Source organism: Ktedonospora formicarum (assembly GCF_016587355.1).
GTDB classification, from domain to species: Bacteria; Chloroflexota; Ktedonobacteria; order Ktedonobacterales; family Ktedonobacteraceae; genus Ktedonobacter; species Ktedonobacter formicarum.
Genome location: NZ_BNJF01000004.1, coordinates 368,548 through 395,223, shown reverse-complemented (window position 1 = coordinate 395,223; position 26,676 = coordinate 368,548). Strand labels below are relative to the sequence as shown.

The window sequence follows — 26,676 nt, the reverse complement described above, 5'->3', positions numbered from 1 at the left end:
ACCGGTGAATGCTCTAGTATTGTGAAAGCAGAAAACAAGCTCTATTGGACACAAGAGTATTTTTTGGAGCAGCAGCATACTGTGTGCTATGTCTTGGAGGCAATCGACTCTCACGACACCCCTTGTTTGACTCAAGAACAAGGGGTGGTGATCCATCATGAATGCTTTTCCGCAAGTATCTTATTCGGATGAACGTGGGCGCTTGTCCTGCTCTGTTTCTGCTTGCTGTACACGCCTGACGCGCATGCGATGACGTAGGAGGAACAGCGGAATGCCAATGATGAGGATTGCAACTAACACAGAGGGGATCGTGCTGGGAAGCGTGTTCCAAAACGACGGTTGCTGATGGTGGATGAGATCAATGAGACTTGGGGTCGTCATACGCTGTGCTTTGGCACCCAAGGCATGAAGCTGCCCCGGTCATGCGACAGATGAGGCGCTCTCAACGCTATACCACCTGTTGGAGCGAGATCTTGACCATCTCGTAGCACAAAGAGGAAGAGCACTTATGGAATTTAGAAGGGAGCAAGTTCACCTGCGATTGCCGTTATCGGCGCAGGCTATCCGAAGCGCGATAGAGGCGTTTGAGATACGATTTCACGAACGTTGCCATGTGTACATTCGCGGGCATGTCACTCTCGACACCGGGGAACTCTGTGAGATTGCACAGTGGGCAAGGGTCAATTGCCCAGGAGATGAATTGGACCTGCTCGGTCTGGGAGCCTGGGAGGATGAGGATGAAGATACGGTGCTGGCCTGGGTCTGTACTACCTCTGCAACCACCTTGTTGCTTTCTTCCTTTCCGCTCTGAGGAGGAAACAAGCCACGTCGTATTCGCTCATACAAGGAGTGAACCCACAGCATCGTGATAGGACAGACGACCAACGACATATGGCCTCTCTCAAACACGCTCAACAAGTCGTATGACAACGACATACATCCCTGACGCTCACGACTCTTTCCGTTCAGGAGATAGCCTGACCCCGGCTCATTCTCCTGGGAGACAAATTCTCCTCTCAGCACACATGGTGCCACCAGGCATCAAGGTCTTGGAGACCAATGAGATGTCCTTGGCGCTCAAAGATAGCTCGACTTTGTTCTGCCTCTCTGCGCGCTGCCTGTGGCAACTGAAACAGATGCATACATTGCGCACGCAAGGCAAGGACATGACCCCGCCAGAGCCCCTGGAAGGTGTCTGGAATATATTCTTCCAAATCGCCGATGAGCCTGAGTGCCTGTCCTGCGTTCTTTCTGGCAAGCGCCACCGATGCTCGATGCTGCATAATGAGCAGAAGTAATTCATATTCCGTTGGGAGGTGTCGCGCCTCTTTGGAGGCATGCATGAAACACTGATCAGCGGTTTCGAGATCATGCCGCACCAACGCCAGCTTGCCTTCATAGAGTGCGTCCCAGCCGTTACAATGCTCAGTGCTGAGTGCCTGGAATCGCTCATGCAGGGCTGTTTTGCTCGATGCATCTGCAAGTGAGCCCGTGTGTTTCAATCGTTTGAGCACCTGCTGTGCCTCCTCAAGACGATCCGTTGCCAACAACAGGTCGAGCAGCCCGTAATAGCTCAGTCGCACCAGCGTACCAAGGCTAGCCTGGGTTGCGAGGGTGCGGGCTCGATGCAGGTCTTGTTCGCTTGCATGGTAGTCTAGACCATACAACGACGCTCTCGCACGCATGATGAGTAAGAGGCACCACGCCTCGATGGTCTGGAATTGTTCTGCCAGCGTGAGCCCTTGTTGATACATCTCTAATGCTGTCTGTCTTCCAGCGCCTGTCCACAATTCCAGAGTTCCTCGCATCTCGTAGAGGAACGGGAGTGCCTGTTGCACATGAGAGGAAAGGGTTTGCGGGACAGGGAGTTGATTCAGGAGTTCACTCGCCTCCAAGCAACAGGCATCGGCCTTCTGCGCATATGGTTGATAGAGCCCGTGGCGAGGCGTCTGCATCAAGACCGCAGCCAGTTGAAGCAGCAATGTGAGCTGCTCCTCCCGGCTGCCATGAATTCTGGTCAAGATGAGGGCTTCCTGGTAATCCTGTATCGACTTTTCGATGTGGTGGAGCGCGAGCCAACAGCGCCCTCGTCCTAACAGTATGGTGATAGCATCGCAGGGTGTGTGACTGCGAGCTATGGGCAAGGCTCTGCTAAAGGCGGCTTCGGCCTGCTCCCATCGATGATCTCGAAGCCAGAACGAGGTGAGCAAGGCGGTGAGGCGTAGTGCTTGCGGTTGAGCGTTGAGACTCCAGGCAAGGTCGAAGGCTGCCTGGACCACCGCTTCTTCGCGTTGGAAAACGGAATCATCCTGACCTTCCAGGAGCAGCATCGCATACAAAAGATACCGAGTATGTGCATGATGTTGGTCGTGCGGAATCTGTTCAAGGCTCATGGCTGCATAGGCTTGTACCAGGGGGTGCATCTGGTAACGGTCATGATGGGCTTGCAAGAAGCCACTATCCGTGAGCGTGTCAAGCATTTCGACCGAGCACGCTGCAATATGGAGTGCTGCCTCCTCAGAGAAGGTGGCTGGAGCAGGTGGAAAGACCGAGAGGGTAAAAAGAATCTGGCGATGGCGTGCATCAAGTGACGAGGCGATATGAGCAAACAGTGATGCAAGGGTGAGCGCGTGGTCGAGGGCTCTGAGGGTGGCATCTGGTACCGGCTGTCAAGATGCAGTGGGAGGGCCAGAAGATGGCGTGTCTTGCTGAGGTAGGTCAGTGCTGAGGCAATACGTCGGGATTGCTCATCGCGGGCATGGTACTGGAGATACTGCCCCATGAGGGTTACTGCGAGCGGGAGCCCTCCGGCGGCAACCAGCAGCCGTTGGATGGTGGGGGATCGAGATGGGTGCTCATTGGGGCAACATGCCGTAACCAGAGGTCGCTCTGGTGTGGTTCCCATGGGGGGATGGGGAAGGACACTGCACGCAGGGAGGCAATCAATGAGGGAAAGCACGTCGTGATGACATAGGCGCATCGTGGCCCTGCGATCAGAAGAGCGAGGATATCTTGAAGATTCCACGCGTTATCGAGCACGAGAAGCATCCGACGAGTACGTAATGTCTGTCGAAGCTGCTCACGCCATGCTTGCGGATTACCATCTGTTTCCATAGGAAGATGAAGAAGCGCACCCCAGCGAGCCAGATGCATGTGGAGTTCAGGAGAGGGGCCAAGGGTTGCCCACAACACCCCGTCTGGATAGTGGGTGAGGAGATCTTGATCCTGGACGATGGAAGCGATAATGGTCGTTTTTCCGACTCCGGCAAGCCCTGTCAGACCCGTGAGCAGAGACGGTTGTGGCTGCATCAAGCACGCTTTGATGGTTGCCTGTTCGTGCTCTCTCCCGACACATGCCAGCGATGTAGGCACAGACGAATCTATCAGGCGCTCAGGTGCTTGTTCTCTCAGCGTGAGTGTCTCAGCCAGCCCCAAGTCCTCAGCGCTCTTGTGGAAGAGATGGCACAGACGGATTATGTACATTGGGGCTGGCATATGATGCCCAGCCTCCCATCGACTCACCGTTGAGGTACTGACACCAATGCGCTCGGCCAGTTGTTCTTGCGTCAACCCCAGGTTTCGTCGCTCTCGTCGTAAGAGCATGGCGCTTGGCGGCAGAGCAGTGATCGGCATACCATAAATATCCCGTGGGAAGAGAACAGAGATGTGCTTACTTGACACATGCGTGCGGTGGGAATCATACGGTTGCATAGATGATCTCTTCTGGTTACAGATAAGGCAGAACAATAAGGAAGAATGCAGACAAAAACGAGCAGCAGGCAGCGACAGGGACGCACTCGTCGTCCATGACAGAGAGCAGACCACGTGTGTTGCAAGTAGTGAAGAAGGCCAAAGCATGGTCGTTGCCTGAGAGAGTATTCAGAGCAAGAAATAGAGAAGTATGCGTTTCTTTTGATCCATTAGAGAGTTCTCCATGTTTCCCATCTCTTGTAGAACAACACTAAGAAAGTGTCTGAACTAAACAAGGTCGTGCTAGACTGAAAGAAAGGAGACCGCTAGAGCCAAAGAAAGGAACTGATCAGATGAGCGATCACCAGAAGCGCAAAGCCTATCCCTCCGACCTGACAGATGAGCAGTGGGACCGCTTAGAACCATTGCTGCCTCCTCAAACGCAGTGGAGTCCGCGAGAACGGGTTGAGCGTCGAGAGATCATCAATGGCATTCTCTATGTCCTGCGAACCGGCTGTTCGTGGCGACAAATGCCCCATGATCTGCCCAATGGGAAGACGGTGTACCATTATTTCCGTCGCTGGAGCCTGGATGGCACCTGGGAGCGGGCGATGAGCAGCTTGCGTCGAGATGTGCGCACCCACATGGGGCGTGATCCCGAACCAAGCGCAGCTATCATTGATAGCCAATCCATCAAAACCAGCCCTGTGCGAGGCATCGACCGTGGCTTTGATGCTGGGAAAAAAAACCTACGGACGCAAACGGCACATCCTGGTTGATACCCAGGGGCTTCTTTTAGCAGTCAAGGTCCATACAGCTCGCCTGATGGATCGGCTGGGAGCACCCTTGCTCTTGCAGGAACTGACAGATCGATTTCCTCGCCTGTGTCATCTCTTCGCTGATAGTGCCTACACTGGCCCGCTCATTGACTGGATCAAAGCCACCTTGGGATGGGAAACCGAAATCGTGCCGAAAGCGGACCAGGAAGATCCCTGGGTGCTCATCAATGGTGAACCCGTTCGTTTGCCCAAGCCAAAAGGCGGCTTTCAGGTCCAACGTCATCGCTGGAAGATCGAGCGCACTTTTGGGTGGTTCATTCGTTTCCGACGGTTGGCTCGCGATTATGAAGGCTTGCCCCAGAGCAGTGAGGCATTCATCCAAATCGCTTCCATTCAGCTCTTTCTCAAGCGGTTAACTCCTTTTCGGCCCTTCTCAATCTAGTTTAGACACTTTCTAAGCAATATTATAATAAAAAAAGTACGGATATGCAATAGCGCTATTAACGAAATAGAGTGAGAATGGGTCAATTCTCTTGTTGAACCTTTGTCAACATGTTTTCCTGTGCGTTTGCATGCAAAATAGAAAAAGGTGTATTTGCCTAGGAAAAGTCACCTGCTTGGCGTAGAAATGTACAAACAATGCGAGTGTATCTGATGATTCAAGAACGAGAGAGACGTGGGAAGAACACCAACATTGTCGTACATTGTTCATTATATCTACGATTATGTAGATTTTATGTTATACTGTGAAAAAGTTGCAGAAAGGCGAAGACGCCATTAACATGGAATCACTACCCATTCAGTTGTATCCAGAAGTTGCGCCTCTATGCGTTCCTATGGCGCATCATCTTCTTTCGCGTCTTGGAAGAAAAAATCGTAAGAGTGGTTCTGAATTGCTTGACCTTCTTCTTCAGGAAGTGCGATACAAAAGGCGCTACGCATTTGGGTATATGGATGTGTATGTGCGCAATCGCCATAAAACCGCTCGCGATGAATTGAGTCTCTCTTCATCCTGGCTCCGCCAATCCCTTGCGATGTACTCGAACACGGTCATCCCGAACAGTACCTTCAATGATTGGATTACGAAAGGGGCGATTCGACTCGAACGCAAGGGACGACCTCATCCTCAGTGGGCGGCTGCAACCTTCATTGCCCGCATGATTGATGATGGCGAGCGATCCTTTCTTCCCGAGAAGATATCTCTTGATGAGCCCCCATTTTGGTGTTATGGACAATCACCCCAGGGAGCAGTCATCATCATTCCCGTCACAGAGATCCACCAGCAACCCAAAAACACGATTCTGTGGACGAACTGGCCTGGGGCAATTTGGGATGATGATGGCTGGCTCCTCATCGGCGAAGGAGAAGACTGTATAGGAGCCATACGATTTGCAGGGGTCAGAAAGGTGCGCGACCACCTGTATTGGGATGTGTCCTTAGAGGACATTCGGATGTGGGACGCAGAAGTTGCGGCTCTCTTTCTCGATTTTGATGGTAATACCATAGCTCAGATCCAAAGCCTTGCGACCCTGGCCTTGCATCGGCTGGCAAGAGAGCGTATCAAATTGTAATGAAGGAAGATGTGATGAGAGACAATAGGCGCTATATTTTTGATCCAGAAAAAGCCGAAGAGATGTACCGTTTAAAGTTCCAGGGGGAATATTTTACGAAAATCACCGGGCTCGTTGAAGGTCTTAATCCTCGTGACATCACTGATGTGGTTGATCTTGCCTGTGGTACAGGTGATTGGTTGATCAGTCTCATCTCGACCTATCCCCATATGCGAGGTGTCGGTGTGGACATTTCCGAACGAATGCTTTCCTATTGCCAGGCTCAGTCAATCGATCAGCCACGCCTTTCCTTTCAAAAGATGGACATTCTCAGTCCGTTGCGAGCGTTTGATGACAACTCGTTTGATCTTGTCAATGGTCGAGCCCTTTTTGCCGTGGAGACGGTCAGCGGTTGGGCGCAACTCTTTCGAGAAGTGCATCGTATCCTGCGTCCTGGAGGCATATTCCGCTTGGTCGAACCAGATGTTGTCGCTTCTTCAAACAGTCCAGCCCTGGAAAAATTTCAATTTCTAGAACAAGCGATGCTTCATGCAAAGGAGAAACTTCCATCACCGCACTCACATAATATCGCACCCTATCTTCACGGGTTCCTGAAAGAAGCGGGGTTTGTTGCTATCAAAAAACGGTCATGGCTCGTTGATACCTCCTTCGAGGATAGAGAGGGCTATAAGTACATGAAAGATGTCCATACTGAGCTCCTCGCAAGAATGCGACCGTTGTTAGTCCCAACCTATATCTCCACGGAAGCATATGAGCTATTGGCAAAAGACGTTGAACGCGATCTCAATAAGAACTTTATGAGCATGGCATACATTTGGGGGTTCATTGGGGCAAAGCCATGAGATAAGCAGGAATATCGTTCTCCCCTACGAACCTTTGGTGAAAGCTGAGCGTCTCGTATGGAATGAAGAAAGAGGGTGCTATGGCAGAGAACAAGCGCTATATTTTTGACCCTGAGAAGGCTGAAGAGATGTACCGTTTGAAGCTTCAGGGAGAATACTTCACCAAAGTCACTGGACTCATTGAAGGTCTTGATCCTGCTGAGATCACCAATGTGGTCGATCTTGCCTGTGGAACAGGCGATTGGTTGATCAGTCTGATCGCAGCACATTCGCATATGCAAGGCGTCGGTGTCGATTTCTCTGAACGAATGCTTTCCTATTGCCAAGCACAAGCACTTGAGGAAACTCGCCTGTCTTTCAAAAAGATGGATATCACCCAACCACTTGCATTTGCAGAGCATTCCTTTGATTTGGTCAATGCGCGTCTGATCATCTCAGTGGAGACAGTTGGTGGTTGGCCTCTGTTATTGCGAGAAATCTACCGTGTGCTACGGCCTGGTGGAATGGTGCGCTTCATCGAGGCTGATGTCACCTCGTCTTCTAATAGCCCAGCTCTCGCACGATTTGAGTCCCTTGTCCAAGCGATGCTGTATGCCAAGGAGAAACTCCCGGCGCCTCATTCGCATAGTATCGCACCCTATCTTCCCGGCTTTCTCAATGATGCTGGTTTTGTCGAGATACAAAAACAATCCTGGCTTGCTGATACCTCATATGACCATCGGGATGGTCATAAATATATGCGGGATGTCAATGCTGAGTTGCTCATCAAAATGCGTCCATTACTAGTTTCGGCTTCTCTTTCCTCAGACGCTTACGACCAGTTGGCACAAGACATCGAACATGAATTGACCAACAACTACGTAGGTATGGCCTATATTTGGGGCTTCATTGGTACGAAACCATAATATTCCCAATGGTATTTTCATCATCTTGGATGGATTCAGAATGAGGAGAATGCAATGACAGAGAATAAGCGCTCTATTTTTGACCCTGAGAAAGCAGAGGAGATGTATCGTCTCAAGCTTCAGGGAGAATATTTCACGAAAGTCACCGGGCTCATCGAAGGACTTGATCCTCGTGGGATCACCGATGTGGTCGATCTTGCCTGTGGAACAGGCGATTGGTTGATCAATCTCATGGCGACCTATCCCCATATGCGAGGAGTTGGCGTAGACATCTCCGAACGGATGCTTTCCTCTTGTCAGGCGCAGTCAATTGATCAGCCAAACATTGCTTTCCAAAAGATAGACATTCTGAAGCCGTTATTAGAGTTTGACGACAACTCATTCGATCTCGTCAATGCACGATTGCTTCTTGCCGTGGAGACGATGAACGGTTGGCCTCAGCTCTTTCGAGAAGTGTACCGTATCCTCCGCCCTGGTGGCACATTCCGCCTGGTGGAATCGGATGTCGCTGGACAATCCAATAGCCCAGCACTCGATCAGTTTCATCATCTCGAACAACGCCTTCTCTTCGACAAAGAGAAAATACCCACACCGTATACGCTTGGAATTACCCCTTACTTCCAACCCATGCTCACGGAGGCCGGTTTTCATCATATTCAACACCAATCCTGGCTCAATGATGTGAGTTGGAGCCATAAAGAAGGCAATAAGTTTGCCTCTGATATTTATATAGAATTGTCACTTCGACTGCGCCCGTTGTTAACCCCCACATATATTGCCCCAGAAGCATATGATCAATTGCGCAAAGAGATGGAACATGATTTACGCCATCAATTCGTTAGCGCGGCATACATCTGGGGGGGCATCAGTACAAAAGACGAATGACAGACATGATGCATTTCCTCCTATGAGCCTGTCGTGAAGGAGGGGCAAGACATATGCCTCTGATCTATACTCCAAATCCCTATATGATCTTGTTTTGGTTGCTCCTCTTGCTTTGGTGCGCCTCTGAATTTTTCGGGCCTGGACGATGGAGGAACGCATCAGTGAAAGTGCAACAAGATCGCCACTCAACACTAGCAATAGCGGTTGGCACGGCTGGGGGGTTTGTGCTCGCTTTCTTCTGCCCTCTTCTCTTTCCGCAATGCAACTTTTTCGTACTGATCGTGCCAGGTATTGCCTGTGTCATCGTTGGAACGTGCTGGCGGTGGTATGCGATCTTGACGCTTGGCTCCTTTTTTACGGGAAAAGTGATGATAGCGCGAGACCATCGATTGATACAGCATGGCCCCTATCGGTATCTTCGCCATCCTTCCTATACAGGAATTCTCCTGGTGATCTTTGGGTTTGGGTTGATGACAACGAATATTTTGAGCGCCATTGCACTGACACTTGGAATGCTTGGTGGGCTTCTCTATCGTATGCAGGTTGAAGAAAAAGCGCTCCAGCAGACCTTCGGTGAGACTTATCACGAGTATAAGAGCCGTACATGGAAACTGCTTCCATTTCTCTTCTAAGATGAAAGGTGTGAGGGATGCTGTTGGGAGAAAGGCCTATCTCACGCCTGACATCTCGTCAGGGGCAAAAAACATCACCCTGGAAGATGAAACCATCGAGCTATGCCTGTGTGGGTGTGGATGTTCCTGTATCCATCAACCTATAAGATTGGGGGACGTCTATTGAAGGTGCCCATTGCAAGAAAAAACGGTCCGAGCGTTTGACAAAAAGAGAGAGAACGTGTAAAAAGTGCTGGTGAGTTTTCATGAGCTCAGATGTGAAGAAAGGAGTGGTCAACCACTACTGGAAGTTATGATGATCATGGCTGCCAGAGAGACCGAAACGTGTCATGCCGAAGTATAACCATAATGAGCACTATAGAGATTTGCTCCTGCGTCAGGTCCCTTCTCATTGCCAAAATGCGTTGGATGTTGGATGTGGTGATGGTAGCTTCGCAAGGAGGCTTTCCGATCAGTTCAGTGGTGCAGTCACGGGAATCGACAGCGATCACACGATGATCGAGCGAGCCCGTGCTGAGACAGGAAACCGGTCGATCCGGTTCATCGAGGACGATTTCATGCGTTACTCCTTTGATGAGCAGTTTGATTTCATCTCAGCCACCGCCTCACTTCATCACATGCTGTTCGAGCAGGCACTTGAAAAGATGGCTTCATTACTGCGACCCGGCGGTACGTTAGCCGTGCTCGGCCTGTTCCGTGAAGTCAGCCTGGCTGACAGGGGGATCGCACTCGTTGCTATTCCAGTGAATATCTACTATGCTCGCAGCCGTGGATGGTCAGAGAGTGGAGCACCGATCAAGCCAGCAAACATGACCCTACAAGAGATCCGCAAGACGGCTTCTTCTCATCTGCCCGATGCCCATCTTCGTCGCCTGTTACTCTGGCGATATCTTCTTAACATGGCAGAAGCCGCAAACATAGGCTGTGGTGTGCCAGATGCGTCGATGGTGTCCCTGTGGAGAGCGATGTCCCTATAGATACAGCTGTTGTGGATGCTACTCTCTTGTCGAATGGCCTATTCATCTTCGTATGCTGACACCAACTCATAACATGGTTTACACATATTGAAAGTATTCATTGCGATAAAATTGTGACTGGAGAAGAGGGGAAGTTGGAAAGCGGAAAGAGGAAGCCGGGGTTTTACGTGGCCCGGCAGCACGGACATGAAAAAGAACAATGCGTTTCCCTAGAAGTTCCTTGTGTGGAAACAGTCAACGCAATTTTGACCATGCCTCGTTCGTAAAGTAGTAATCGCCGTCGAGATCCGCCAGCAGACCAGGTTGCACGGGCTGCCATCCCAACCGTTGTCGGGTCAGCGTGCTCGATGCCGGTATGTCCAGTGAGAAGACGTGCCCGATCCAGCCGAAGTGTGAGCCTGCTTCCTCGATAGGCAGAGAGACGACCGGAACGCCCAAGCGTCGGGAAATTTCGCCTGCGATCTCGCGCACCGGCACCCCTTCGTCTGCGACCGCGTGCAGCACTGATCCCGCCGCGGCCTTCTCCAGCGCCAGCCGGTACAGATGTGCCGCATCGAGCCGGTGCACAGCGGGCCAACGATTCGATCCGTCGCTTGGGTACGCCGACACGCCTTTCGTGCGAGCAACGCTGATGAGGGTCGGGACGAAACCGTGGTCGCCCTCGCCATGGGTCGTTGGCGGCAGTCGTACGATTGACACGCGCACACCACGCGAGGAAAGCTCCAGTGCCGCTTCTTCTGAGGCAACGCGAGACGCCCCAAATGAGTTGGGAGACGCTGCGTCCTCCTCCGTCCCAAGACGACCCGGTAGGAGAAGACCAATAGCGGAGGTCACGACAAACGGGCGACTAGAGCCAGCAAGTTCCGCGCCAAGCACCTTGATGGCGCGCAGATCCGCTTCACCGGACCTCGCAAGATCGGAAGATATCGTGAAGTAGGCGGTATGAATCACGCCGTCGGAGGCCGCCGCTCCGCTGCGCAGGCTGTCAAGATCATCGAGGGAACCGCGATGTACCTGTGCTCCGACAGAAGCGAGCGATGTGGCAGCGGCATCTGAGCGAGCCAGGCCGAGGACCTGATGCCCGGTAGCTAAAAGCTCGCGGACGATAGCCGAGCCGATATACCCAGTCGCGCCGGTAACAAAAACTTTCATAGGAAATTCCTCCATCATAACGTAGGGTAGGGTTTCGGTCGTGTGGACACATCGAGTCAGGTAGTACAGCATGATTGCTTGTGTCGTCGCTCATGCGTGCGCCGGTCTGGCAAGCAATGCAGCCAGCATCACGCCCTTCGACAAGCGTTCCTTGACCGAATAGGTATCGATACCATGCCCTTGTCGCGCGAGCGTTGTTTTCGACACGTCGAAAGTGTATATTGAAAGGGATCCTAGAACAAGATGAGCATTTATCATAGGAGTGAGACTCCTACATTCCCGCAATCTACGAGTAAAGGAGAGAGGAAATGATGGCACGTGAGCAGGAGGAGCAGCGCTTGCAAGAACTGGGAGATTTTCTGCGCACCAGGAGGAACCGGATTGCACCTGAAGATGTAGGGCTGCCGCGAGGAAGCAGGCGGCGGGCCCCAGGACTCAGACGCGCAGAAGTAGCCCAACTCTCAGGCGTCAGTGTGGACTGGTACACCTGGTTGGAGCAGGGACGCCCGATTAGCGTTTCGACGCAGGTCTTAGAAAGCCTCGTGCAGGCTTTACACTTGAATGCCGATGAGCGAGCACATCTCTTCTTCTTAGCTCACCAACAATCCCCTCCAGCGAGGTCCCTGGAGCCTGAAACCGTGAGTCCGGCCTTACAGCTCTTCCTCGATCATCAGGGTCTCAGTCCAGCCTTTGTGACAGGACGACGATGGGATGTGGTGGCCTGGAACGAAGCGGCCCGCGTCGTCTTTGGCGATTATGAGCAGATGACCGCTCACGAACGCAATGTCGTCTGGCGAATGTTTACCTCACCAATGTATCGGCAATTTCTTGTCGATTGGGAAGGGCATGCGCGACGGCTTTTAGCACAATTCCGGGCCACTTGTGGTCGCTATCCTGGTGATCCCTGGTTGACCGGGTTGATCCATGATCTGATGAGTGCCAGCCCTGAATTTCGGGCCTGGTGGCCAGATCATGAGGTGCTCAGTGCATCAGAAGGTCACAAAACGTTCAATCATCCGCAAGTAGGCTATCTCGTGTTTGAGCTTGTCACGTTTCAGGTGTTTGACGCCCCAGATCTCACCATGACTGCCTACATCTCGTTGGACGAAGCAGATACACCAGCCAAAATCTCCCGACTGCGATCTTCGAGATCAAGCGTCTCAAGTGGGTTCTGAGCAACCTTCCACAGTCACGATTTCATTGATCAGCCATCCTGCGCGGGTTGACCACAGAACTTGCCACGAGACCCTGCGGCATTCGCGCAGGTTCCCTCAATTTAAAGTCGCCAATCACTGGGATCCGCCGACTTTCGCCACATTCTCAGATAACGAATCACGGATGTTCAACATTCGGGCATTTACCACAACTATTTCCATAACATACCTGCGTTGCGCATCAGAATCCCTTTATGACACGTCAAACAACGGTGGCTGTATAACCAGAATGTGACTTTTGCGTTTACAGCGACGAGACCGAGGCTGATCACGGATGATCACAAACCATTCGACTTCGTCAGGTTGCCACAGCTCTAATTGTGCAGACTGGTATCGATGATCATAGAGACGCGGATAGCCGACACGGATAAAATTGTGATCATCTGGTGCCCACTCCACTGAGTACCGTGAGTGTCGCTCCTGGTTGTAGTCAAGTGTGAGCACATCTTGAAAGATATCGACCTGGACAGTTTCTCCAGCCAGATTCCGCTCACCATAAAGCAAGAAGTTGCGAAATCGCGCATAACTCGCCTTATTCAAGCGTCGGGTTTCGCACATGGCAGAGAATGCCTGGTACACCAGCTCTGGCTCTGGCTGCACACCTTTGATCCATTGCAGGACAGCAGCAGGACTATGACATCCATCATCTCGATTCTCATGAGCGAGATGGCGCTGGAAATTGTAGTCCCTCATCCATTTATCGTGAGCTGCCAGCAAATCTTCCCAGGTTTGTGCTTTTTCAAACGACCAATCAGCCATACGTCTTTGTACACCAAATGCCGCTTATATATGATTTTGATAGGGTCGTCCCTTCTTAATTTCCTTTTTCTCAATTCCAAGCTGCTCACACATCCAGCGCGTATCGTGAGAGGTAAAGATGGTACCATTGTCCGAAACGAGCACCTCTGGCACACCGAAATGGCTTATGGCATCATAGAGAACCGCAAAGAAAGCCTCATTATCTTGCCTGCGAGAAATGGCAGAGGCGAGAATGGCCCGTGAAAAGTTCTCCAACACGCTAATACAGTAAACCATGCCTCCACCAAGACGATGCATGTCAAGATAGCAAACGTCCACTGACCAGTACTGATGCCTCCGCTCGGCTCTAAACGGCATATCAGCCTTTGGGCGTGGTTTACGTGGGACTTGGAGATGGTATAGTTTCCTGTTAATCGAAAGGTAGCGGCCACAAGTCGCACGAGAGATTTTCATGCCCATCTGCTCTAATGCTGCACTGACGCGGTACGCGCCAATATCAGGATTTTCTGAAAGCCTCTTGATTTCTTGAATGGTTGAAATATCAACTTTCCTCGGCTGCTTACGAGCACGCGATTTGTCGGGCATCCCTGCAAACTGTTCTTCTGCAAATCGCCTGAGAATAGCGTGGACGGTTGTTCTGCTTACGTCCAAGTACTCAGCAATTGATTTGGCATTCTAGCCATCTACATGGAGCCTGATAACGGTTCGTCGCCGTGTTTCTCCATCTTCGATTTCTGCATAGCGAGGATAGCGGCGCTCTGTGGTTGTCGGTTTGGGACCAGATGCTAATATGAGCTTAATGGTCGCTGGGGCAAGCTTACGATTGAACTTCACGAAACAAATCGTTGCAATCTCATGAGGATGGAAGGCCGGGTATTGAGCATAGAGATCTATGATTTCCTGCCTGACGTCAGGAGGGAGTGAACGTTTGTCTACCTTTGGGACTGGTGGCGGCGGTTCTGCTGGGAGCAGAGAAGCCATACCAGCCTGATCAAAAAGATTGGCGCGGTAATAGATGGTCCGAGGGGAAACGCCTGTTTCTGCACCTCGCTCTTTTGGTGTTTGACCCCAGAGTATTACAGGTCTTATCACTTCATAATTGATCTGCGCTGTATCTTTGAGTAGAGGTTTGATCTGTTGCCAATCATGCGTAGGTTCGCGGCGCTCATATCGTCGTTTGGGCATAGATATCCCTCTTTGGATGTAAATACAGCAATTCCCCTAAAGGTATATTACACGGATTCTCTTGCCCAAACAACGGAGGCTCTATTTTTATCGCAATGGATACTTTCAATATATGTAAACCATGTTATGAGTCGGTGTCGTATGCTCTTGTTGAGCGCACTTGTGCTTTGGCGCCGTGTCACTCCTAACACGATGAGATAGGCTGATACATCAGTCATACCTGATTTTTTGTCATTTTCACGTCTCCGGGCTTTGTTGTCCCATTCGAGTGCGCACCCCTTGCAAGCATCATGTAACGAGGTATCCTCACGCCTCCTGGGAAACACAAGCAGATATGTGTTTCCCAGGAGGAAGTGTCTTTCACGACAAGAGAGACGTATGCTTCCTGGTTCGCTAGATTCTCGCAAGTAATATCTCTTTCTCGGCTCGCTGAACGTACATATATATACCTGCTACCTTTAATCTCTTCCTCGTGAGAGTCGTTGTCCACCTCTCTCTCTTCCTGTATTTTCCCTTGGCAACCATCCTTCTCACGCTTCTCGATCTATGGTCTGTGCGTCGTTGAATGGGCCAGTCATGAGTGACGCCATCTTGTCTACCTCTCCTATAGGTTGGTGCTGATCTCCTCGCGGCCAGTGTCAACAGATTTGCACGCTTACAGACCTGGAATGACCTTCTTTCCTCAAGAGTATGCTCCTGAAAAGGAGGTCTCTACCGCAGGAAAATGGTTCTGCAAGAAAATGCAAGAAAATGCCTAGTGATGCTCTGTTTTTTCGCTGTTTCCTTTGACATACTGAAGCAGAGAGAATAAGGTCTACGAGAGGAGGAATGAGACCGCGATATGCAGCACCATCCTATGATCAAAACTGGCCCCCAACGTGTCGAAGCGATACCGCTCTATACACTCAAGGCGATCTACTTTCATGACAACTCCCTGTTTTACATCCATCACAAAAAATGTTTCAGGGAAGGGTATTTGCTCTACTGTACTCCGCTCGAATTTCATATCGTGCGCCGCCTGATGGAGGGTATCGATCAGGTACAAACCTATGAGGTGCTCTTTGCGCATGTGACGCCGACCTGTGATGAGCAGGATATTCTGGCGCTACGCAAGCATATGAGCCGGATCAAACACAAGCTCCCATCCTACTTCACGCTGGTAAGCATAGCGCACCAGGGCTATCTGCTTCGCTATGATGGCCCCAAGCCAACCCGCAGACGACGTTCGTCTCGTAAGCCTCACCGCGCTCGACGAAAGATATAAGGTCAAGACGCTCTCTCTTCCGTTGGCGTCTTTTGTCTTGCGACACTGGAGATTGGTATGATACATTCTTTTCCTTTCGATGAGTGCCCCTCTCCTGTTCGACAGGAGCAGCCCTCAGAGGGCGCACTCCACTCACTTCTTCTTCGGCAAACCGATCCACTGGAGGTTGCGGCGCTGACAACTCAACCACCTCTTCACTCACCGGAGAGGGGGGAGAATGGTGGAGAGCCGAAGCGAACCACACTTAGGCATCTGCTCACCACACCCCTTGGACGCATCGGCATTTTTGCCTTGCCGTTGCAACTCCCGCCTCATGAGGCACGCTCGGATGCCTTTCAGCAAGAGGTGCTTCAGCAGACCAGTGATGCCATTGCGCTCGCGCAGGCCTGTGGAGCACAGGTCATCGCGCTCTGTCAGTGGCTTCCTCAGATGACCAACCATGGCTTGTTGGTACAACAGTCTCTGCCTCTCCGTGCCGGGCAGCGACCACGCCTGACCACTGGAGAAGCCAGTAGCCTGGCTGCCCTCTTCTTGCATCTGGAACAGGTCTTGCCCATGCTGCGGCGTGATCTGCGCCAGGAGCGCCTTGCCCTGGTTGGAACCACCGATGCGTTGGCGGCCATGCTCCATGCGCTCCTGACCGTTCTGGCACATCCTCCAACCATCATTGTCAGACCCCTTCCAAGCAGCGCACCACCTGACATAGAAGCCTCTCTGATGCTGCTCTCGACCCTGACGCGGCATGGCTTTGAGGGAGAGGTCATGTGGGCTTCGGATATGGGGGAGGTGATGGCCCACACGACCTTGTTGCTCGATCTGACTGCTGATGGTCTCGTGCTGGACAGCGAGTCCATGCAGTCTGGTGTGGTGGCGCTCTCACGAATCCCCATTCGCTGGCGCAACGACGAGCACTTCCACCAGCGCCTTGCGACCCGTGAGGATGTGCTGCTCATTGAGGGAGGACATCTGACCTCCCATGACCCCCTCAATGAGTTGTGGCTCATGCCTGATCCCCCGGCGAGGGAAGACATGCACCCACTCGTTCGTCGTGCCTCCGGGTGGCACACACGAGCAGGACGCATCGCTCCGCTCCTAAGTGTGGATGCGCAGGTGCTCTCAGGAGCCATCGTGCAGCGTGGAGGACCTGCGGTGCTTGGCCCTCTGGATGAATCTGCGGTGCTGTTCCATGTTCTGGCATTGCAAGCTGGCGGCATGCAGGCAACTCCACCCCATCATGGTCCTCATACTTGGACTGATGCTTTTCTGCATGCCTTTCGTGCTCGTTTTGGGTATCGTTCTCGCCGTTCATCGTAAAAGAGAGGAGAAACCACTATGTTACGACCACACCAACCACCTCGCGAGGCACTCATCTCACGCACGCCACCCATTCCTGCCCCCATAGACGCTCCCTTTGTGGGGAGTTGGGAGTGGGTGCTCAACTGGCCGGAGGAGGCGCAACGGTTCCTGCTCCAGTTTGCCGCTGATGGCACGCTCACCCTGATGTCGCATCGACAGCATCTCCCACTGGGATTAGGACACTGGTGTGCGCTCGGAGAATGGAGCTGTCAGTGGGAATGGTATGCGCTGGTGTCCTCTGAGGATGCCCCCGATACCTATGGAGGAGAGTGGCATCTATGGGAGATCTACATCTCTCCAGTTGGCACTATGCTGGGAGTCGTGTAGCAGATGCCGAGGTCATTGATGCCCATGGGCATGTGCTTATGCGGCAAGAGCGCCTTGCTATCACGGCTCGTCGCCTGCTCTTTGAACACCTCCAGAGGTCCGTCGAAGATGCCAGAGAGCCGCTGCCGGTGACCAATGTGCATGAGAAAGGAAACTAGTGCATGAGAGAGAGACGCTTATCTCACCAGCGCATTGCGTTGGTCACATCGAATCGACACTATTATCAGGTAGGTGATGATCTGGCGCTGCTGCACGCTTTAGATCACGTGGGCATTGAGGCTGATCTCGTTCCCTGGACTGATCCTTCCTTTGACTGGGAAGGCTGTGATCTGGTGGTGTTGCGCTCCACCTGGGACTACTACCAGCAGCGGACCGCCTTTATTCGGTGGGCGAGACACGTTGCCCAGTGCAGTGTGCTGCTCAATCCATTGCCCATCGTAGAATGGAATACCAACAAACGCTACTTGCATGACCTCTCCTTGCAGGGTATCCCCACGATTCCGACACACTGGATAACTCCAAAGCAGCCTCAATCTGATTTGCGTGACGTGTTAGCTCAGCGTGGATGGCAGCAGGCGGTCCTTAAGCCAGCTATTGCGGCTGAGAGCTTTGGGCTCTCTCTGGTTTCGACAGACACTAAAGAGAGCATGCAGGCTGGGCAGACACATCTGGCACAGATGCGTGCGCGAGGCTACCCAGTGATGATCCAGCCCTTTTATCCATCCGTGGCCCAGGAGTCAGGGGAACATTCCCTCATCGCCATTGCCGGGCAGATCACCCATGCGGTGCGCCGTGTCTGTACGCTGGTTCCTGATATCCTCACACAGGAGAGGTGTGTGCCATTGGAGGAGGATGAAGTGTGCCTGGCACGTGCCGTGCTCTCGCGCCTTCCTCCGTTATTATATGCGCGTGTTGATCTGATTCGTGATGAGACAGGGCACGTGCGTTTGAGTGAACTGGAACTCACTGAGCCTCGACTCTTCTTTGCGTTCAATGTCAAAGCCTGTGAGTACTTGGTGACCATGCTTGCTGAGATGCTTCGCACCTTGGGCGAGGAGGATCTTGAGGATGGTGAGGATGATGAGAGGACTGCCGTCATCACCGCGCTTTTCCCTGCTCGGCAGGTGGATCAACAAGGGAAAGCCCAAGCAAACAAGTCGTAAGAGAAGAAAAGAGGACATATCGCTTCCCCTTCTATCTCTTGAACGGAAATAATCACATTGTTTCCTCTTCGTTTACCCATTTCTCACATGAATTATCCACATTTCAAAGGAGAAATGTGGATAACTGCTCTTTTGACAACCATGGTTGGCTTTGAATGAGCAAAAAAACTGGCTCATGATGTGTGCAGCTGCGGCGAGGTCTTCCCTGTCATCGACCAGTGGTACCACGCAGGTAGTCGATGATTGGATCTGAATCGAGGCTTCCTCCAGTGAGGCCGATATATCCGTCAGGGCGTACCAGGATGAGCGCCTCATTGGTGATCCCATAGGTGTGGTGGGCATGTCCACTGGTGTCGATGAGAGCGCCATCGGAGGCCGCAATTCTCTCCCCCGGACGCACGATGGTATATATCCGCAGGAAGTCGTTGGGGACATCGGGAAGTTGGAGCGTCAGCTGGCACCCGAAGACGAGGAGGGTGAAGTGTGTCCCACGGAAAACGTCGAAGAGTCGAACCTGCATGCCATTGCTGGCATGGAGTCCAGGCGCATCGGGGGCGCGATCTCCGGCGCGGATGATTGTCGCCTCATCGAGATCACAGGCAAGTGTGCTGCCTCGGTAGTGGATACTCAGTTGAGTCGTGTCAGCGAAGGCATCCTTGCTGGTGGTCACATTCGTGACGGTCTGTGTGATAGAACTAGGGCGCATGAACGCCTGAGAGCGAGCGGAAGTACTTTCTAGCAGTTGCCGAGCAATAGGGAGGCGTTCGTCCTCATAGGTATCCAGGAGCATGTCTGGGGCTCCACGAAGCGCAGAGGCTATTTCCCACCCCAGATTGTACGCATCCTGAATACCTGTCTGCATCCCTTCCCCTTCAGCAGGAGAGTGGACGTGGGCAGCGTCTCCTACCAGAAAGATCCGGCCGTTACGATAGCGATCAACCATGCGTATGTTTGCTCTCCAAAGAGAGTGCCAAGTGAGATTGGAGAAATGGACACCAGGTATCCCCACCCGTTCATCGAAGAGGCGCTGGAGTGTCTCAACTGTGGAAGGTAATACCTGGTACTCGTCTGGCGTGAGGCCGGTAGAAAACCACCAGTTGCCATCGCGGACCATGGGGTACAGCGTCATCAGGGGTCCCGAAACCGGGTCTATTTACAGATACCTCGCAGTGGGATCTAACCCACTGACATTAACACTGCCAAGGAAGAGATGTTCATTTTCTCTGGTCTCGCCCAGAAATGAAATGCCAGCACATTTCCGAACTGTGCTGGCTCCTCCATCGCAGCCTACCAAGTAGCGTGCCTGAATATCTTCAATCATTCCCGCACGGGCGATTCTTGCGACAACATACTCACGATGTTGGGTATAGCCGACGAGCCGAGAGCTTAGCTCGACGAAGAGACCAGAGGTAGCCAGATGTTCACGCAGGAGGGTCTCAGTTCGTTGCTGGCTGATAATGAGGTTGCCGCGATAGGGAGCATCAGGGGTCGAGGATGCAACGGCGTGAGAGGCAGAATCAACCTCGCGTATGAGTTGGTTCTCACGATTATAGAAGCGCATGGGCAAGTGGGGTTCGGCGTGAGCAAAAAACTGTTCGAGCATATCGAGATCGTCGAGGATCTCCTGTGAGCGAGGACTTAATGCCCTGGCACGCGTACCAATGTGATGGGTTGCTTCCTGGTCAATAATGCGACAAGAAACATCTCGACGGGCAAGATCGCAGGCCAGTGTCAAGCCAGTTGGTCCTGCTCTAACCACAAGGACATCAATGATGGGTATTTGGGTCATGGGAAGTATGCTCCTTTTGCTCTTCTTTGAAAGAGATGGTCCCTCTGATAACAAGGCAGCAAGGTATCAGAGGAGTGCACATACGCACCTCTGAAGTATCTGTGATCTTGCTGGGTTGCTTGTCTTACATATGTGTCTCAGGAGATGGTTCTGGCCCAATTTTGGTGAATGATGAGCTTATCTGGCAGCCGTGCTCCTTTGTCTGAGCGTGTAAAGAAGAGTTAAGCTGCTGCTCCCGATGTGTTTTCACCGAGATTGGGTCAGTTCCGCGATGTGAGCAGGTTTGGCCCTCCGACATAAGCACGTGCCCTCCAATGTGAGCACAGGGACAAAGGTTCCTGGGAAAAGCGCTCCACATCTGGTATACTCCTTCTGAAACGTGTAAATGACGTGCATGTGTCGAGAGACGATACTTCCCGTTGGCACGTTCCCGCTGTTCGGTTTTCCAGGAGAAACGCTGATGGTCGCACCGGCAAGCGAAGGTATTGATCTGTTTAAAATAGCGGGCCGCTGGAATGATAAAAGGAGCCAGGGGTGGCAGCGATGCATGCGTGCAGCGCACCCGCCAGTTGAGGCTCGCATGCATGCACGTTGAGATGACTAGGGCCGGTTCCATCAGCCATTCCCTCTGCTCGTTTTTTCGGTGCTAAAGAGGAGTCCGGGCCCGACCAACCACCTTTTCCGGCCCGGTGCTACGTATCATAGTAATTTGCCTTCTCTCTTTTTAGCGTAGCACCAATGAGGAACAGAGTACGAGGACACTCAATTTCTTACAGTCCCAATTCACTCAATCCTGGATGGTCATCTGGACGCCGACCGAGCATCCAGAAAAACTTGCGATCCGATTCTTTAATCGGCCTATCGTTAATGCTTGCATAGCGGCGCATCATCAAGCCTTGCTCATTGAATTCCCAATTTTCATTGCCGTAGCTACGGAACCATTGATTGGAATCATCATGCCATTCGTAGGCAAAGCGCACTGCAATGCGATTACCGGAATACGCCCACAATTCCTTAATCAAACGATAGTCCAGTTCCTTTGACCACTTGCGTTGCAGAAATTGGCGGGCCTCTTCGCGCCCAACGGGGAATTCAGCTCGGTTGCGCCAGCTTGTATCCTCCGTATATGCCAGCACAACCCGGTCAGGATCGCGCGTATTCCAGGCATCCTCGGCCAGACGTACTTTCTGTATTGCGGTTTCTTGTGTAAACGGTGGCAAGGGCGGCATGGTTTCCATCATTCCCTCCTCACTAGTCATTAAATGACGCATGATCGATAGCGGAACAGAAAAACCCTCGTAAGAAGATCGTAGCATTTTTTCATATTCCCACAACGAGGTTCAATTCAGATACGCACTCTGCTAGCTAAAAGTTTCTGTTGTAAAAGCCGAACGACGAGTCTGAGCACGAGTATGACCGTCGAACCATGCCATGCATCGAACCACATGGTAAATGATGAAGTGGTTCTGGCTCACTTGTGGTGATGAACGAATATTCTCTGAGAAAGAGTAAATGAACAGAGAACATTCCGTTCATCTGTTTTACAGTGCGTGAAGAACACGTTGCCGTAATAAAGGAAATGCAGCCCTTCCGAACATCATACGCTTAATGAGCTTCAGCTTGTTCACTTTCCCTTCAACGAGACTGTTTAAACGAACTGTCAACTACACCTAATAACACGAATGGTGAGCATTCCTTTACCATCACCCATCCCTTTCATCCTCTCAGTGGTCATAGCTTCCCTCTGCTCTCGCAGAGCCGCGCCTGGGGAGAAGAGCGCGTCTTCTTTACAGATCCGCAGACACATCAGGTCCGCTCTCTCCCTCTGGCCTGGACCAGTCTCGCCCCTCCTGATCCCTTTCTGGTTGTTGCCGCAGGGCGAACCATGCTTCGTTTTGAAGACATAGGACCCCTCAACCAGCTACTCAAGACTCACCAGAAGGAGGATCACTAAGATGACCCAGCAGGTCAGCGCTCATCATCTCAGTCGCCTGGCATATCTGTATGTGCGGCAAAGTACACTTCAACAAGTGCTCGAAAATACCGAAAGCACTGCTCGCCAATATGCGCTCCGCGAACGGGCGCTGGCGCTTGGCTGGAGCCAGGAGCGTATTGTCGTGATTGATCAAGATCTGGGTCATTCGGGAGCCTCAACTGCTGATCGTTTAGGCTTCCAGCGCCTAGTGGCTGAAGTTGGCCTTGGACAGGTTGGGTTGGTCTTGGGGCTGGAGGTTTCTCGGCTGGCACGCAACTCCAGCGACTGGCATCAGCTCCTGGAAATTTGTGCGCTTACCCGCACCTTGATCCTGGACGAAGAAGGGCTCTATGATCCAGCGACTTTCAACGACCGGCTTTTGCTTGGCCTGAAAGGCACCATGAGTGAGGCTGAGCTTTTTATCCTGCGTGCTCGACTGCAAGGCGGTATCCTCAACAAAGCGCGTCGGGGAGCCCTCAAATTGACCTTACCCATCGGATTTGTCTACACCGAAACGGATGTGGTGGTGCTTGATCCCGATCTCCAAGTGCAGGCCAGCATTCGCGAGGTCTTTCGCAGTTTTGCGCACACTGGCTCGGCCTTTACGACCGTCCGCCACTTTCGTCAACAGCATTTGCTCTTCCCGCGTCGCTTGCGTCGGGGAGCGCATCAAGGAGAACTGGTCTGGGCAGAGATCGAGCATCATGATGTGTTGCGGCTCCTGCATCATCCAGCGTATGCGGGAGCCTATGTCTACGGGCGTTCACGTACGACGAAGACGGCTGATGGCAAGCTCCACATTCAGGATGTTCCCCGCGCCAACTGGGTAGCCCTTGTGCGTGAGGCTCATGTTGGGTATATTAGTTGGGAAGACTTTGAGAGAGAACGCGTCACAGCTTGCTTTGAACAGCCAAGCGTATGCTCCCAAGCGTTTTTCCCCACCACGAGAGGGACCTGCGCTCTTGCAGGGTTTGATCCTCTGTGGCTGCTGCGGCGAACGGATGACGGTGCGCTCTCACCAGCGCAGAGGGCAGCGTATCATCCCAGATTATCTGTGCCAGAGCCGAAGCATTGCCCAGGGGAATACTCCCTGTCAACGCATTCCTGGGCGAGATCTGGATCAAGCCGTTGGGGCGGTGCTCCTGGAGCGCATGACCCCCGAAGCCCTCGCCTTGACCTTGGCAGTACAGGAGGAAGTCATCCAGCGAGCAGATGAGGCTCGTCGCTTGCGTCATCTCCAAGTAGAGCGTGCGCAATACGAAGCGGAGTTAGCGCAACGGCGTTATCTCAAAGTCGATCCGAACAATCGTCTGGTAGCAAGCGTTTTGGAAGCGGAATGGAACGCGAAACTGGTCGCCTTGGAGGAAGCACGAGCAGTTGAAGAGCGCTACAACCAGGGCGATCAGCAGCAAGTGAGCGTGGAAGAGCGGACGGATATTGAGCAGGTACCCGAACGGTTTCGCCGGTTCTGGAACGGCCCCAAGACCACCGCACGAGAGCGCAAGCGTGCAGTTCGGCTGGTCATTGAAGACGTAACGGTCCACAAAACGGATCAGATTGTGGCACATATTCGCTTCAAGGGAGGGGCTACACAGACGATCATGGTAGAACTCCCTCTGCCGTTGTCCCAATCGCGTTTGACCCCTCCAGAGACATTGGCAGCCATGGACCGCCTTCTTGAGGAATATACGGATGCAGAGGTGGCTGAGCAGTTGAACCAGCAAGGTTTCCGCACCTTTGAGGGGTTGCCTTTTCTCAGCACGCATGTCTATCAACTGCGTCGACATCACGGGCTTGCAGATCGATGTACCCGCCTGCGAGCTCAAGGGCTGCTGACCGCTGACGAATTGGCGCACTCCTACGGTGTTACAGCCCAAACCATTTGGCGTTGGTATCGTCAAGAACGTATTATTGGGATCTGTTACAATGATCGTGGATCCTGCCTCTTTCTTCCACAGGAGAGGCAACCGCTTCTGGCTGAAACGATATGATATTGATCCAAGTGACGAGGTGCATTATGCAACGTGATCGTTGTTTTGAGGAAGAGTAAGTCCTGCTAGCACCGCTGCTTTGTCACGTTCCACGCCAGCAACAAAGCCTTGCAGTTCGCGAATCTTGCTGGCTTTTACCCGTTCGAGCCAGTCATCGAGCTGTTCTCCTGTGCGCGTGCGTACCATCTGAGCGAATTGCTGAACCAGCTCGTAAGCCAGCTTCACCTCTGTGTGCAGAGACTGGAGCAATGCCAGCGTTTCTTGTTCGTCTGCCTCCAGTTCCAAAGGTCTGCGAAGAAACAGGAAGACAGCTTGCCGTGCTAGCACAGGAGGCCGTGGAAGCTGATCGGGCTTTTGTGCATTCTTCCGCCCTTCTGGAAGGTAATGAACCAGTTGCTTGTATACAACCTTGTAGGTCAAGGGGGCACCAGAAGCGACCAACTCCCGATGCAACTGAGCGATGTTGTGACAGCCTGCCTCCCACCGCTTGCTCACCTCTTTGAGATAGGGATCAAGGCGGCTTTTTCGCGGACGTGGTGGTTGTTCGGGAAACGCATCACTGCGCAACCAGCGCGAAACGGTGGCATGACCGATTCCAACCTGGTTGGCAATGGCAGTCTGCGAGAAGCCCAGTTTCCGTAGGGCCACGACTTGCTCGTATTTCGCCAGGCGTTCCTCTCGCTTCGCTTGGCTCAGTTCGGCTTCCTTTGGGCTCAATTTTGGTGGTTGTATGGGGTGCGTAGTGGAGAGAGGAGTGGCCCTTGATTGCTCTGCCTGACCTCTGCGGTGAATGGCAAGATGACGTGAGAGGACTCCCTCCAGAGCCTCTCCAAGGTTCTTCAACACATGGAAACGATCTGCCGTCTGCGTGGCTTCTGGAACCGCTTTCCTAGCTGCGGCAGCGTAGTCTCCTCCTCGATCTCGGCTCACTACTTCAATTTCTGGGTGGGTTGCCATCCAGGCGGCGGAAGTGTCAGTCGTCCGGTCTGGTAGCACATCGAGTACCTTATGTGTTCGTAAATCCACGATGATGGTGCCAAACTTGCGACCACGCCTAAAAGCAAAGTCGTCAATGCCAATCTGCAGCACCGGTCCAATTGGCTCTGTAGGCAGCGCCATAATGCGTCGGAGAATGGTATGGCGCGAGATCTGTATTCCGAGCCGATCTGTGACACGAACTCCTAGCCTGCCGCCGGTTGCTAGCCCAATAACTTGCACAATTTGAAACAAGCGCTGCGTGACTCGTGCAAAGGTATTCACGAAGGGCGTCAGGCGCTCCATAAAGATTTTTCGGATACAATCGGGTGTCTCACAAAAGCATTTGCGCACCTGCACCAGAAGACGAACTTGCCGTCCGCCGCAGGGCAAATCGGCTACCTGACGAATGTAGCGGCTATGTATCCGTGCGGATGGTTTGCCACAGAGCGGACAACATGGGCAAGCCTGTGTTGAAAGAGAAGTGATTGTAAGCACATCATCACTTATTTTGATATTCATGATTGCGAGCTGCTTTGGGAGAGCGGCTACTTGCTTCACTTGCATCTTCATCAATATCCTTCCACAAGTGTCTCTTATTCATGTAGGACGATCTATCAATGTACAAGTAGCAAGCAGCCTGAATCACCAAGAGTGAGCCAGAACCAGGAGATGAGATGAAATTTCCCTGTCGATGAGCTTCTGGCTGAAGCATCCTCAGGAGAATGCTTGCGTCAGGACAAGATTGTTTGAACTGCTCCGGGTTATGTAACGCCAATCTGGTTAACCCTTCAAAGCAGGCGACAAAAGCGGTCACTAACTGCTCTGGATCGCCTGCTGCAACCGAGCCTTCGGCCTGGCCCTCGATGATCAGTTGCCTCATTACATCGTGAAACGTCTGACTCTGCTGGTGGAAGCGTTCACGTAGGTTGAAAGGCGTTGCCTCAGCATTTTTTACCTGATCCAGAATCTGGTAGATTTCGGGGTATTCGCGTCTGGCTTGTACCAATCTCTCTATCAACAAGGCAAGGTGTTCCGCTGGTGATCCCGGCATTTCAAGAACATATCGCCATCCGGATTTCACTTTTTGTCACACGACGATTGATATTGGGGTTTGTCTTTATGCATTGGCATGAAGACACCATATGTTGGCATCTTTGGCAGACGACGATCAAGTCTTGGGTTCACTTATCGATGCTTCTGATGTTGGAGCGGAAACAGATGTAGGGGTCGTCGCTTCATCCA

General features: G+C 52.3%; 29 protein-coding genes and 3 pseudogenes. 19 read left to right on the top strand and 13 right to left on the bottom strand.

Translation table 11 applies throughout. The features are described 5' to 3' along the window. Positions 1 to 180: 180 nt before the first annotated feature. The gene (locus K3T82_RS33440) at positions 181 to 381 is read right to left on the bottom strand and encodes a hypothetical protein (RefSeq protein WP_220197849.1); all 201 of its coding nucleotides are present in this window, start codon (positions 379 to 381) and stop codon (positions 181 to 183) included. A gap of 41 nt (positions 382 to 422) precedes the next feature. On the opposite strand from K3T82_RS33440, the gene K3T82_RS50930 reads away from it, so the two are divergent. Beyond that, entirely contained in the window at positions 423 to 488 is a 66-nt protein-coding gene (locus tag K3T82_RS50930; protein ID WP_476630041.1) for a DUF4113 domain-containing protein, read from the top strand. Positions 489 to 508: 20 nt separating this feature from the next. Further along, complete coding sequence (locus K3T82_RS33430) at positions 509 to 811, top strand: hypothetical protein (protein ID WP_220197847.1); 303 nt, start codon at positions 509 to 511, stop codon at positions 809 to 811. A gap of 205 nt (positions 812 to 1,016) precedes the next feature. Here K3T82_RS33430 and K3T82_RS33425 read toward each other — a convergent pair whose 3' ends face one another. Continuing rightward, positions 1,017 to 2,480 (bottom strand): hypothetical protein, encoded by a 1,464-nt coding sequence (locus K3T82_RS33425; RefSeq protein WP_220197846.1) that lies wholly within the window; start codon positions 2,478 to 2,480, stop codon positions 1,017 to 1,019. A 307-nt stretch (positions 2,481 to 2,787) separates the two neighbouring features. Next, the gene (locus K3T82_RS33420; protein ID WP_220197845.1) at positions 2,788 to 3,711 is read right to left on the bottom strand and encodes a helix-turn-helix domain-containing protein; all 924 of its coding nucleotides are present in this window, start codon (positions 3,709 to 3,711) and stop codon (positions 2,788 to 2,790) included. Positions 3,712 to 4,043: 332 nt separating this feature from the next. On the opposite strand from K3T82_RS33420, the gene K3T82_RS33415 reads away from it, so the two are divergent. From K3T82_RS33415 to K3T82_RS33385, 7 genes are all read left to right on the top strand, one after another. Beyond that, positions 4,044 to 4,911, top strand: a protein-coding gene (locus tag K3T82_RS33415; RefSeq protein WP_220195679.1) for an IS5 family transposase whose coding sequence is annotated in 2 segments (ribosomal slippage) — positions 4,044 to 4,445 and positions 4,447 to 4,911 — 867 coding nt in all. Because the reading frame shifts where the segments join, the coding sequence is not laid out codon by codon here. Between the two features lie 340 nt (positions 4,912 to 5,251). Then, the gene (locus K3T82_RS33410; RefSeq protein ID WP_220197844.1) at positions 5,252 to 6,040 is read left to right on the top strand and encodes a hypothetical protein; all 789 of its coding nucleotides are present in this window, start codon (positions 5,252 to 5,254) and stop codon (positions 6,038 to 6,040) included. Between the two features lie 14 nt (positions 6,041 to 6,054). Then, positions 6,055 to 6,882, top strand: a complete 828-nt coding sequence (locus K3T82_RS33405; protein WP_220197843.1) for a class I SAM-dependent methyltransferase — start codon at positions 6,055 to 6,057, stop codon at positions 6,880 to 6,882. 80 nt (positions 6,883 to 6,962) lie between these two features. Next, a complete protein-coding gene (locus K3T82_RS33400) occupies positions 6,963 to 7,787 on the top strand; it encodes a class I SAM-dependent methyltransferase (RefSeq protein ID WP_220197842.1) in 825 nt (274 codons plus the stop codon). 54 nt (positions 7,788 to 7,841) lie between these two features. Further along, entirely contained in the window at positions 7,842 to 8,672 is an 831-nt protein-coding gene (locus K3T82_RS33395) for a class I SAM-dependent methyltransferase (RefSeq protein WP_220197841.1), read from the top strand. A gap of 161 nt (positions 8,673 to 8,833) precedes the next feature. Continuing rightward, entirely contained in the window at positions 8,834 to 9,304 is a 471-nt protein-coding gene (locus K3T82_RS33390) for a methyltransferase family protein (protein ID WP_220197840.1), read from the top strand. 329 nt (positions 9,305 to 9,633) lie between these two features. Beyond that, a complete protein-coding gene (locus K3T82_RS33385) occupies positions 9,634 to 10,281 on the top strand; it encodes a class I SAM-dependent methyltransferase (protein ID WP_220197839.1) in 648 nt (215 codons plus the stop codon). A 234-nt stretch (positions 10,282 to 10,515) separates the two neighbouring features. Here K3T82_RS33385 and K3T82_RS33380 read toward each other — a convergent pair whose 3' ends face one another. Beyond that, positions 10,516 to 11,433: an SDR family oxidoreductase gene (locus K3T82_RS33380; RefSeq protein WP_220197838.1), complete on the bottom strand. Its 918-nt coding sequence runs from the start codon at positions 11,431 to 11,433 to the stop codon at positions 10,516 to 10,518. A 308-nt stretch (positions 11,434 to 11,741) separates the two neighbouring features. Between K3T82_RS33380 and K3T82_RS33375 the strand changes: the two genes are divergently transcribed. After that, positions 11,742 to 12,608, top strand: a complete 867-nt coding sequence (locus tag K3T82_RS33375; protein ID WP_220197837.1) for a helix-turn-helix transcriptional regulator — start codon at positions 11,742 to 11,744, stop codon at positions 12,606 to 12,608. A 231-nt stretch (positions 12,609 to 12,839) separates the two neighbouring features. Here the strand turns inward: K3T82_RS33375 and K3T82_RS33370 are convergent, their stop codons facing one another. Genes K3T82_RS33370 through K3T82_RS33360 form a run of 3 tightly spaced genes read right to left on the bottom strand, consistent with a single transcriptional unit; the run spans position 12,840 to position 14,591 of the window. Then, a complete protein-coding gene (locus tag K3T82_RS33370; RefSeq protein WP_220197836.1) occupies positions 12,840 to 13,406 on the bottom strand; it encodes a hypothetical protein in 567 nt (188 codons plus the stop codon). A gap of 24 nt (positions 13,407 to 13,430) precedes the next feature. Then, positions 13,431 to 14,057 carry a DDE-type integrase/transposase/recombinase gene (locus K3T82_RS33365; RefSeq protein WP_220197835.1) on the bottom strand — a complete coding sequence of 209 codons (627 nt, stop codon included), beginning with the start codon at positions 14,055 to 14,057 and terminating at the stop codon, positions 13,431 to 13,433. A gap of 24 nt (positions 14,058 to 14,081) precedes the next feature. After that, positions 14,082 to 14,591 carry a hypothetical protein gene (locus K3T82_RS33360; protein WP_220197834.1) on the bottom strand — a complete coding sequence of 170 codons (510 nt, stop codon included), beginning with the start codon at positions 14,589 to 14,591 and terminating at the stop codon, positions 14,082 to 14,084. A gap of 841 nt (positions 14,592 to 15,432) precedes the next feature. Between K3T82_RS33360 and K3T82_RS33355 the strand changes: the two genes are divergently transcribed. The 5 genes from K3T82_RS33355 to K3T82_RS33335 are packed head-to-tail and all read left to right on the top strand — an operon-like array spanning position 15,433 to position 18,701. Beyond that, entirely contained in the window at positions 15,433 to 15,855 is a 423-nt protein-coding gene (locus tag K3T82_RS33355; protein ID WP_220197833.1) for a helix-turn-helix domain-containing protein, read from the top strand. Positions 15,856 to 15,912: 57 nt separating this feature from the next. After that, entirely contained in the window at positions 15,913 to 17,169 is a 1,257-nt protein-coding gene (locus K3T82_RS33350) for a hypothetical protein (RefSeq protein WP_220197832.1), read from the top strand. Positions 17,170 to 17,187: 18 nt separating this feature from the next. Then, a complete protein-coding gene (locus tag K3T82_RS33345) occupies positions 17,188 to 17,538 on the top strand; it encodes a hypothetical protein (protein WP_220197831.1) in 351 nt (116 codons plus the stop codon). Next, the gene (locus K3T82_RS33340; protein WP_220197830.1) at positions 17,490 to 17,696 is read left to right on the top strand and encodes a hypothetical protein; all 207 of its coding nucleotides are present in this window, start codon (positions 17,490 to 17,492) and stop codon (positions 17,694 to 17,696) included. The genes K3T82_RS33345 and K3T82_RS33340 overlap by 49 nt, the downstream gene beginning before the upstream one ends. A 3-nt stretch (positions 17,697 to 17,699) precedes the next feature. After that, positions 17,700 to 18,701 (top strand): ATP-grasp domain-containing protein, encoded by a 1,002-nt coding sequence (locus tag K3T82_RS33335; RefSeq protein ID WP_220197829.1) that lies wholly within the window; start codon positions 17,700 to 17,702, stop codon positions 18,699 to 18,701. 208 nt (positions 18,702 to 18,909) lie between these two features. Here K3T82_RS33335 and K3T82_RS33330 read toward each other — a convergent pair whose 3' ends face one another. From K3T82_RS33330 to K3T82_RS33315, 4 genes are all read right to left on the bottom strand, one after another. Continuing rightward, positions 18,910 to 19,830 carry an FAD-dependent monooxygenase gene (locus tag K3T82_RS33330; RefSeq protein ID WP_220197828.1) on the bottom strand — a complete coding sequence of 307 codons (921 nt, stop codon included), beginning with the start codon at positions 19,828 to 19,830 and terminating at the stop codon, positions 18,910 to 18,912. 24 nt (positions 19,831 to 19,854) lie between these two features. After that, entirely contained in the window at positions 19,855 to 20,490 is a 636-nt protein-coding gene (locus K3T82_RS33325; protein WP_220197827.1) for an FAD-dependent monooxygenase, read from the bottom strand. Positions 20,491 to 20,614: 124 nt separating this feature from the next. Then, entirely contained in the window at positions 20,615 to 21,106 is a 492-nt protein-coding gene (locus K3T82_RS33320) for a hypothetical protein (RefSeq protein WP_220197826.1), read from the bottom strand. Between the two features lie 154 nt (positions 21,107 to 21,260). Next, on the bottom strand, positions 21,261 to 21,728 hold the full coding sequence (locus tag K3T82_RS33315) for a nuclear transport factor 2 family protein (protein ID WP_420799376.1): 468 nt from the start codon (positions 21,726 to 21,728) through the stop codon (positions 21,261 to 21,263). A 419-nt stretch (positions 21,729 to 22,147) separates the two neighbouring features. Between K3T82_RS33315 and K3T82_RS50295 the strand changes: the two genes are divergently transcribed. The 4 genes and pseudogenes from K3T82_RS50295 (at position 22,148) to K3T82_RS33300 (ending at position 24,456) form a co-directional block, all read left to right on the top strand. Next, entirely contained in the window at positions 22,148 to 22,444 is a 297-nt protein-coding gene (locus tag K3T82_RS50295) for a DUF5372 family protein (RefSeq protein WP_220198350.1), read from the top strand. Position 22,445: 1 nt separating this feature from the next. After that, positions 22,446 to 23,288, top strand: a pseudogene (locus K3T82_RS33305) (recombinase family protein); the annotation flags it as partial. A 25-nt stretch (positions 23,289 to 23,313) separates the two neighbouring features. Continuing rightward, positions 23,314 to 23,547: pseudogene (locus tag K3T82_RS50290) on the top strand (recombinase zinc ribbon domain-containing protein); the annotation flags it as partial. A 69-nt stretch (positions 23,548 to 23,616) separates the two neighbouring features. Then, positions 23,617 to 24,456, top strand: a complete 840-nt coding sequence (locus tag K3T82_RS33300) for a hypothetical protein (protein WP_220198378.1) — start codon at positions 23,617 to 23,619, stop codon at positions 24,454 to 24,456. Between the two features lie 39 nt (positions 24,457 to 24,495). Here K3T82_RS33300 and K3T82_RS33295 read toward each other — a convergent pair. Both K3T82_RS33295 and K3T82_RS33290 read right to left on the bottom strand, forming a co-directional pair. Then, positions 24,496 to 25,998: pseudogene (locus K3T82_RS33295) on the bottom strand (ISL3 family transposase); the annotation flags it as partial. Next, the gene (locus K3T82_RS33290) at positions 25,934 to 26,485 is read right to left on the bottom strand and encodes a TetR-type transcription factor C-terminal domain-containing protein (RefSeq protein ID WP_220197824.1); all 552 of its coding nucleotides are present in this window, start codon (positions 26,483 to 26,485) and stop codon (positions 25,934 to 25,936) included. The gene K3T82_RS33290 and the pseudogene K3T82_RS33295, both read right to left, overlap by 65 nt. Between the last annotated feature and the right edge of the window lie 191 nt (positions 26,486 to 26,676).

Bases quoted from the DNA above. Each gene is read 5' to 3' on its own strand.
- K3T82_RS33440 (WP_220197849.1), bottom strand. From the start codon at position 381: ATGACGACCCCAAGTCTCATTGATCTCATCCACCATCAGCAACCGTCG.
- K3T82_RS33430 (WP_220197847.1), top strand. From the start codon at position 509: ATGGAATTTAGAAGGGAGCAAGTTCACCTGCGATTGCCGTTATCGGCG.
- K3T82_RS33425 (WP_220197846.1), bottom strand. From the start codon at position 2,480: ATGCTTGACACGCTCACGGATAGTGGCTTCTTGCAAGCCCATCATGAC.
- K3T82_RS33420 (WP_220197845.1), bottom strand. From the start codon at position 3,711: ATGCAACCGTATGATTCCCACCGCACGCATGTGTCAAGTAAGCACATC.
- K3T82_RS33410 (WP_220197844.1), top strand. From the start codon at position 5,252: ATGGAATCACTACCCATTCAGTTGTATCCAGAAGTTGCGCCTCTATGC.
- K3T82_RS33405 (WP_220197843.1), top strand. From the start codon at position 6,055: ATGAGAGACAATAGGCGCTATATTTTTGATCCAGAAAAAGCCGAAGAG.
- K3T82_RS33400 (WP_220197842.1), top strand. From the start codon at position 6,963: ATGGCAGAGAACAAGCGCTATATTTTTGACCCTGAGAAGGCTGAAGAG.
- K3T82_RS33395 (WP_220197841.1), top strand. From the start codon at position 7,842: ATGACAGAGAATAAGCGCTCTATTTTTGACCCTGAGAAAGCAGAGGAG.
- K3T82_RS33385 (WP_220197839.1), top strand. From the start codon at position 9,634: ATGCCGAAGTATAACCATAATGAGCACTATAGAGATTTGCTCCTGCGT.
- K3T82_RS33380 (WP_220197838.1), bottom strand. From the start codon at position 11,433: ATGAAAGTTTTTGTTACCGGCGCGACTGGGTATATCGGCTCGGCTATC.
- K3T82_RS33375 (WP_220197837.1), top strand. From the start codon at position 11,742: ATGATGGCACGTGAGCAGGAGGAGCAGCGCTTGCAAGAACTGGGAGAT.
- K3T82_RS33370 (WP_220197836.1), bottom strand. From the start codon at position 13,406: ATGGCTGATTGGTCGTTTGAAAAAGCACAAACCTGGGAAGATTTGCTG.
- K3T82_RS33360 (WP_220197834.1), bottom strand. From the start codon at position 14,591: ATGCCCAAACGACGATATGAGCGCCGCGAACCTACGCATGATTGGCAA.
- K3T82_RS33355 (WP_220197833.1), top strand. From the start codon at position 15,433: ATGCAGCACCATCCTATGATCAAAACTGGCCCCCAACGTGTCGAAGCG.
- K3T82_RS33350 (WP_220197832.1), top strand. From the start codon at position 15,913: ATGATACATTCTTTTCCTTTCGATGAGTGCCCCTCTCCTGTTCGACAG.
- K3T82_RS33345 (WP_220197831.1), top strand. From the start codon at position 17,188: ATGTTACGACCACACCAACCACCTCGCGAGGCACTCATCTCACGCACG.
- K3T82_RS33340 (WP_220197830.1), top strand. From the start codon at position 17,490: ATGGGAGATCTACATCTCTCCAGTTGGCACTATGCTGGGAGTCGTGTA.
- K3T82_RS33335 (WP_220197829.1), top strand. From the start codon at position 17,700: ATGAGAGAGAGACGCTTATCTCACCAGCGCATTGCGTTGGTCACATCG.
- K3T82_RS33330 (WP_220197828.1), bottom strand. From the start codon at position 19,830: ATGACGCTGTACCCCATGGTCCGCGATGGCAACTGGTGGTTTTCTACC.
- K3T82_RS33325 (WP_220197827.1), bottom strand. From the start codon at position 20,490: ATGACCCAAATACCCATCATTGATGTCCTTGTGGTTAGAGCAGGACCA.
- K3T82_RS33320 (WP_220197826.1), bottom strand. From the start codon at position 21,106: ATGGAACCGGCCCTAGTCATCTCAACGTGCATGCATGCGAGCCTCAAC.
- K3T82_RS33315 (WP_420799376.1), bottom strand. From the start codon at position 21,728: ATGGAAACCATGCCGCCCTTGCCACCGTTTACACAAGAAACCGCAATA.
- K3T82_RS33300 (WP_220198378.1), top strand. From the start codon at position 23,617: ATGACCCCCGAAGCCCTCGCCTTGACCTTGGCAGTACAGGAGGAAGTC.
- K3T82_RS33290 (WP_220197824.1), bottom strand. From the start codon at position 26,485: ATGCCGGGATCACCAGCGGAACACCTTGCCTTGTTGATAGAGAGATTG.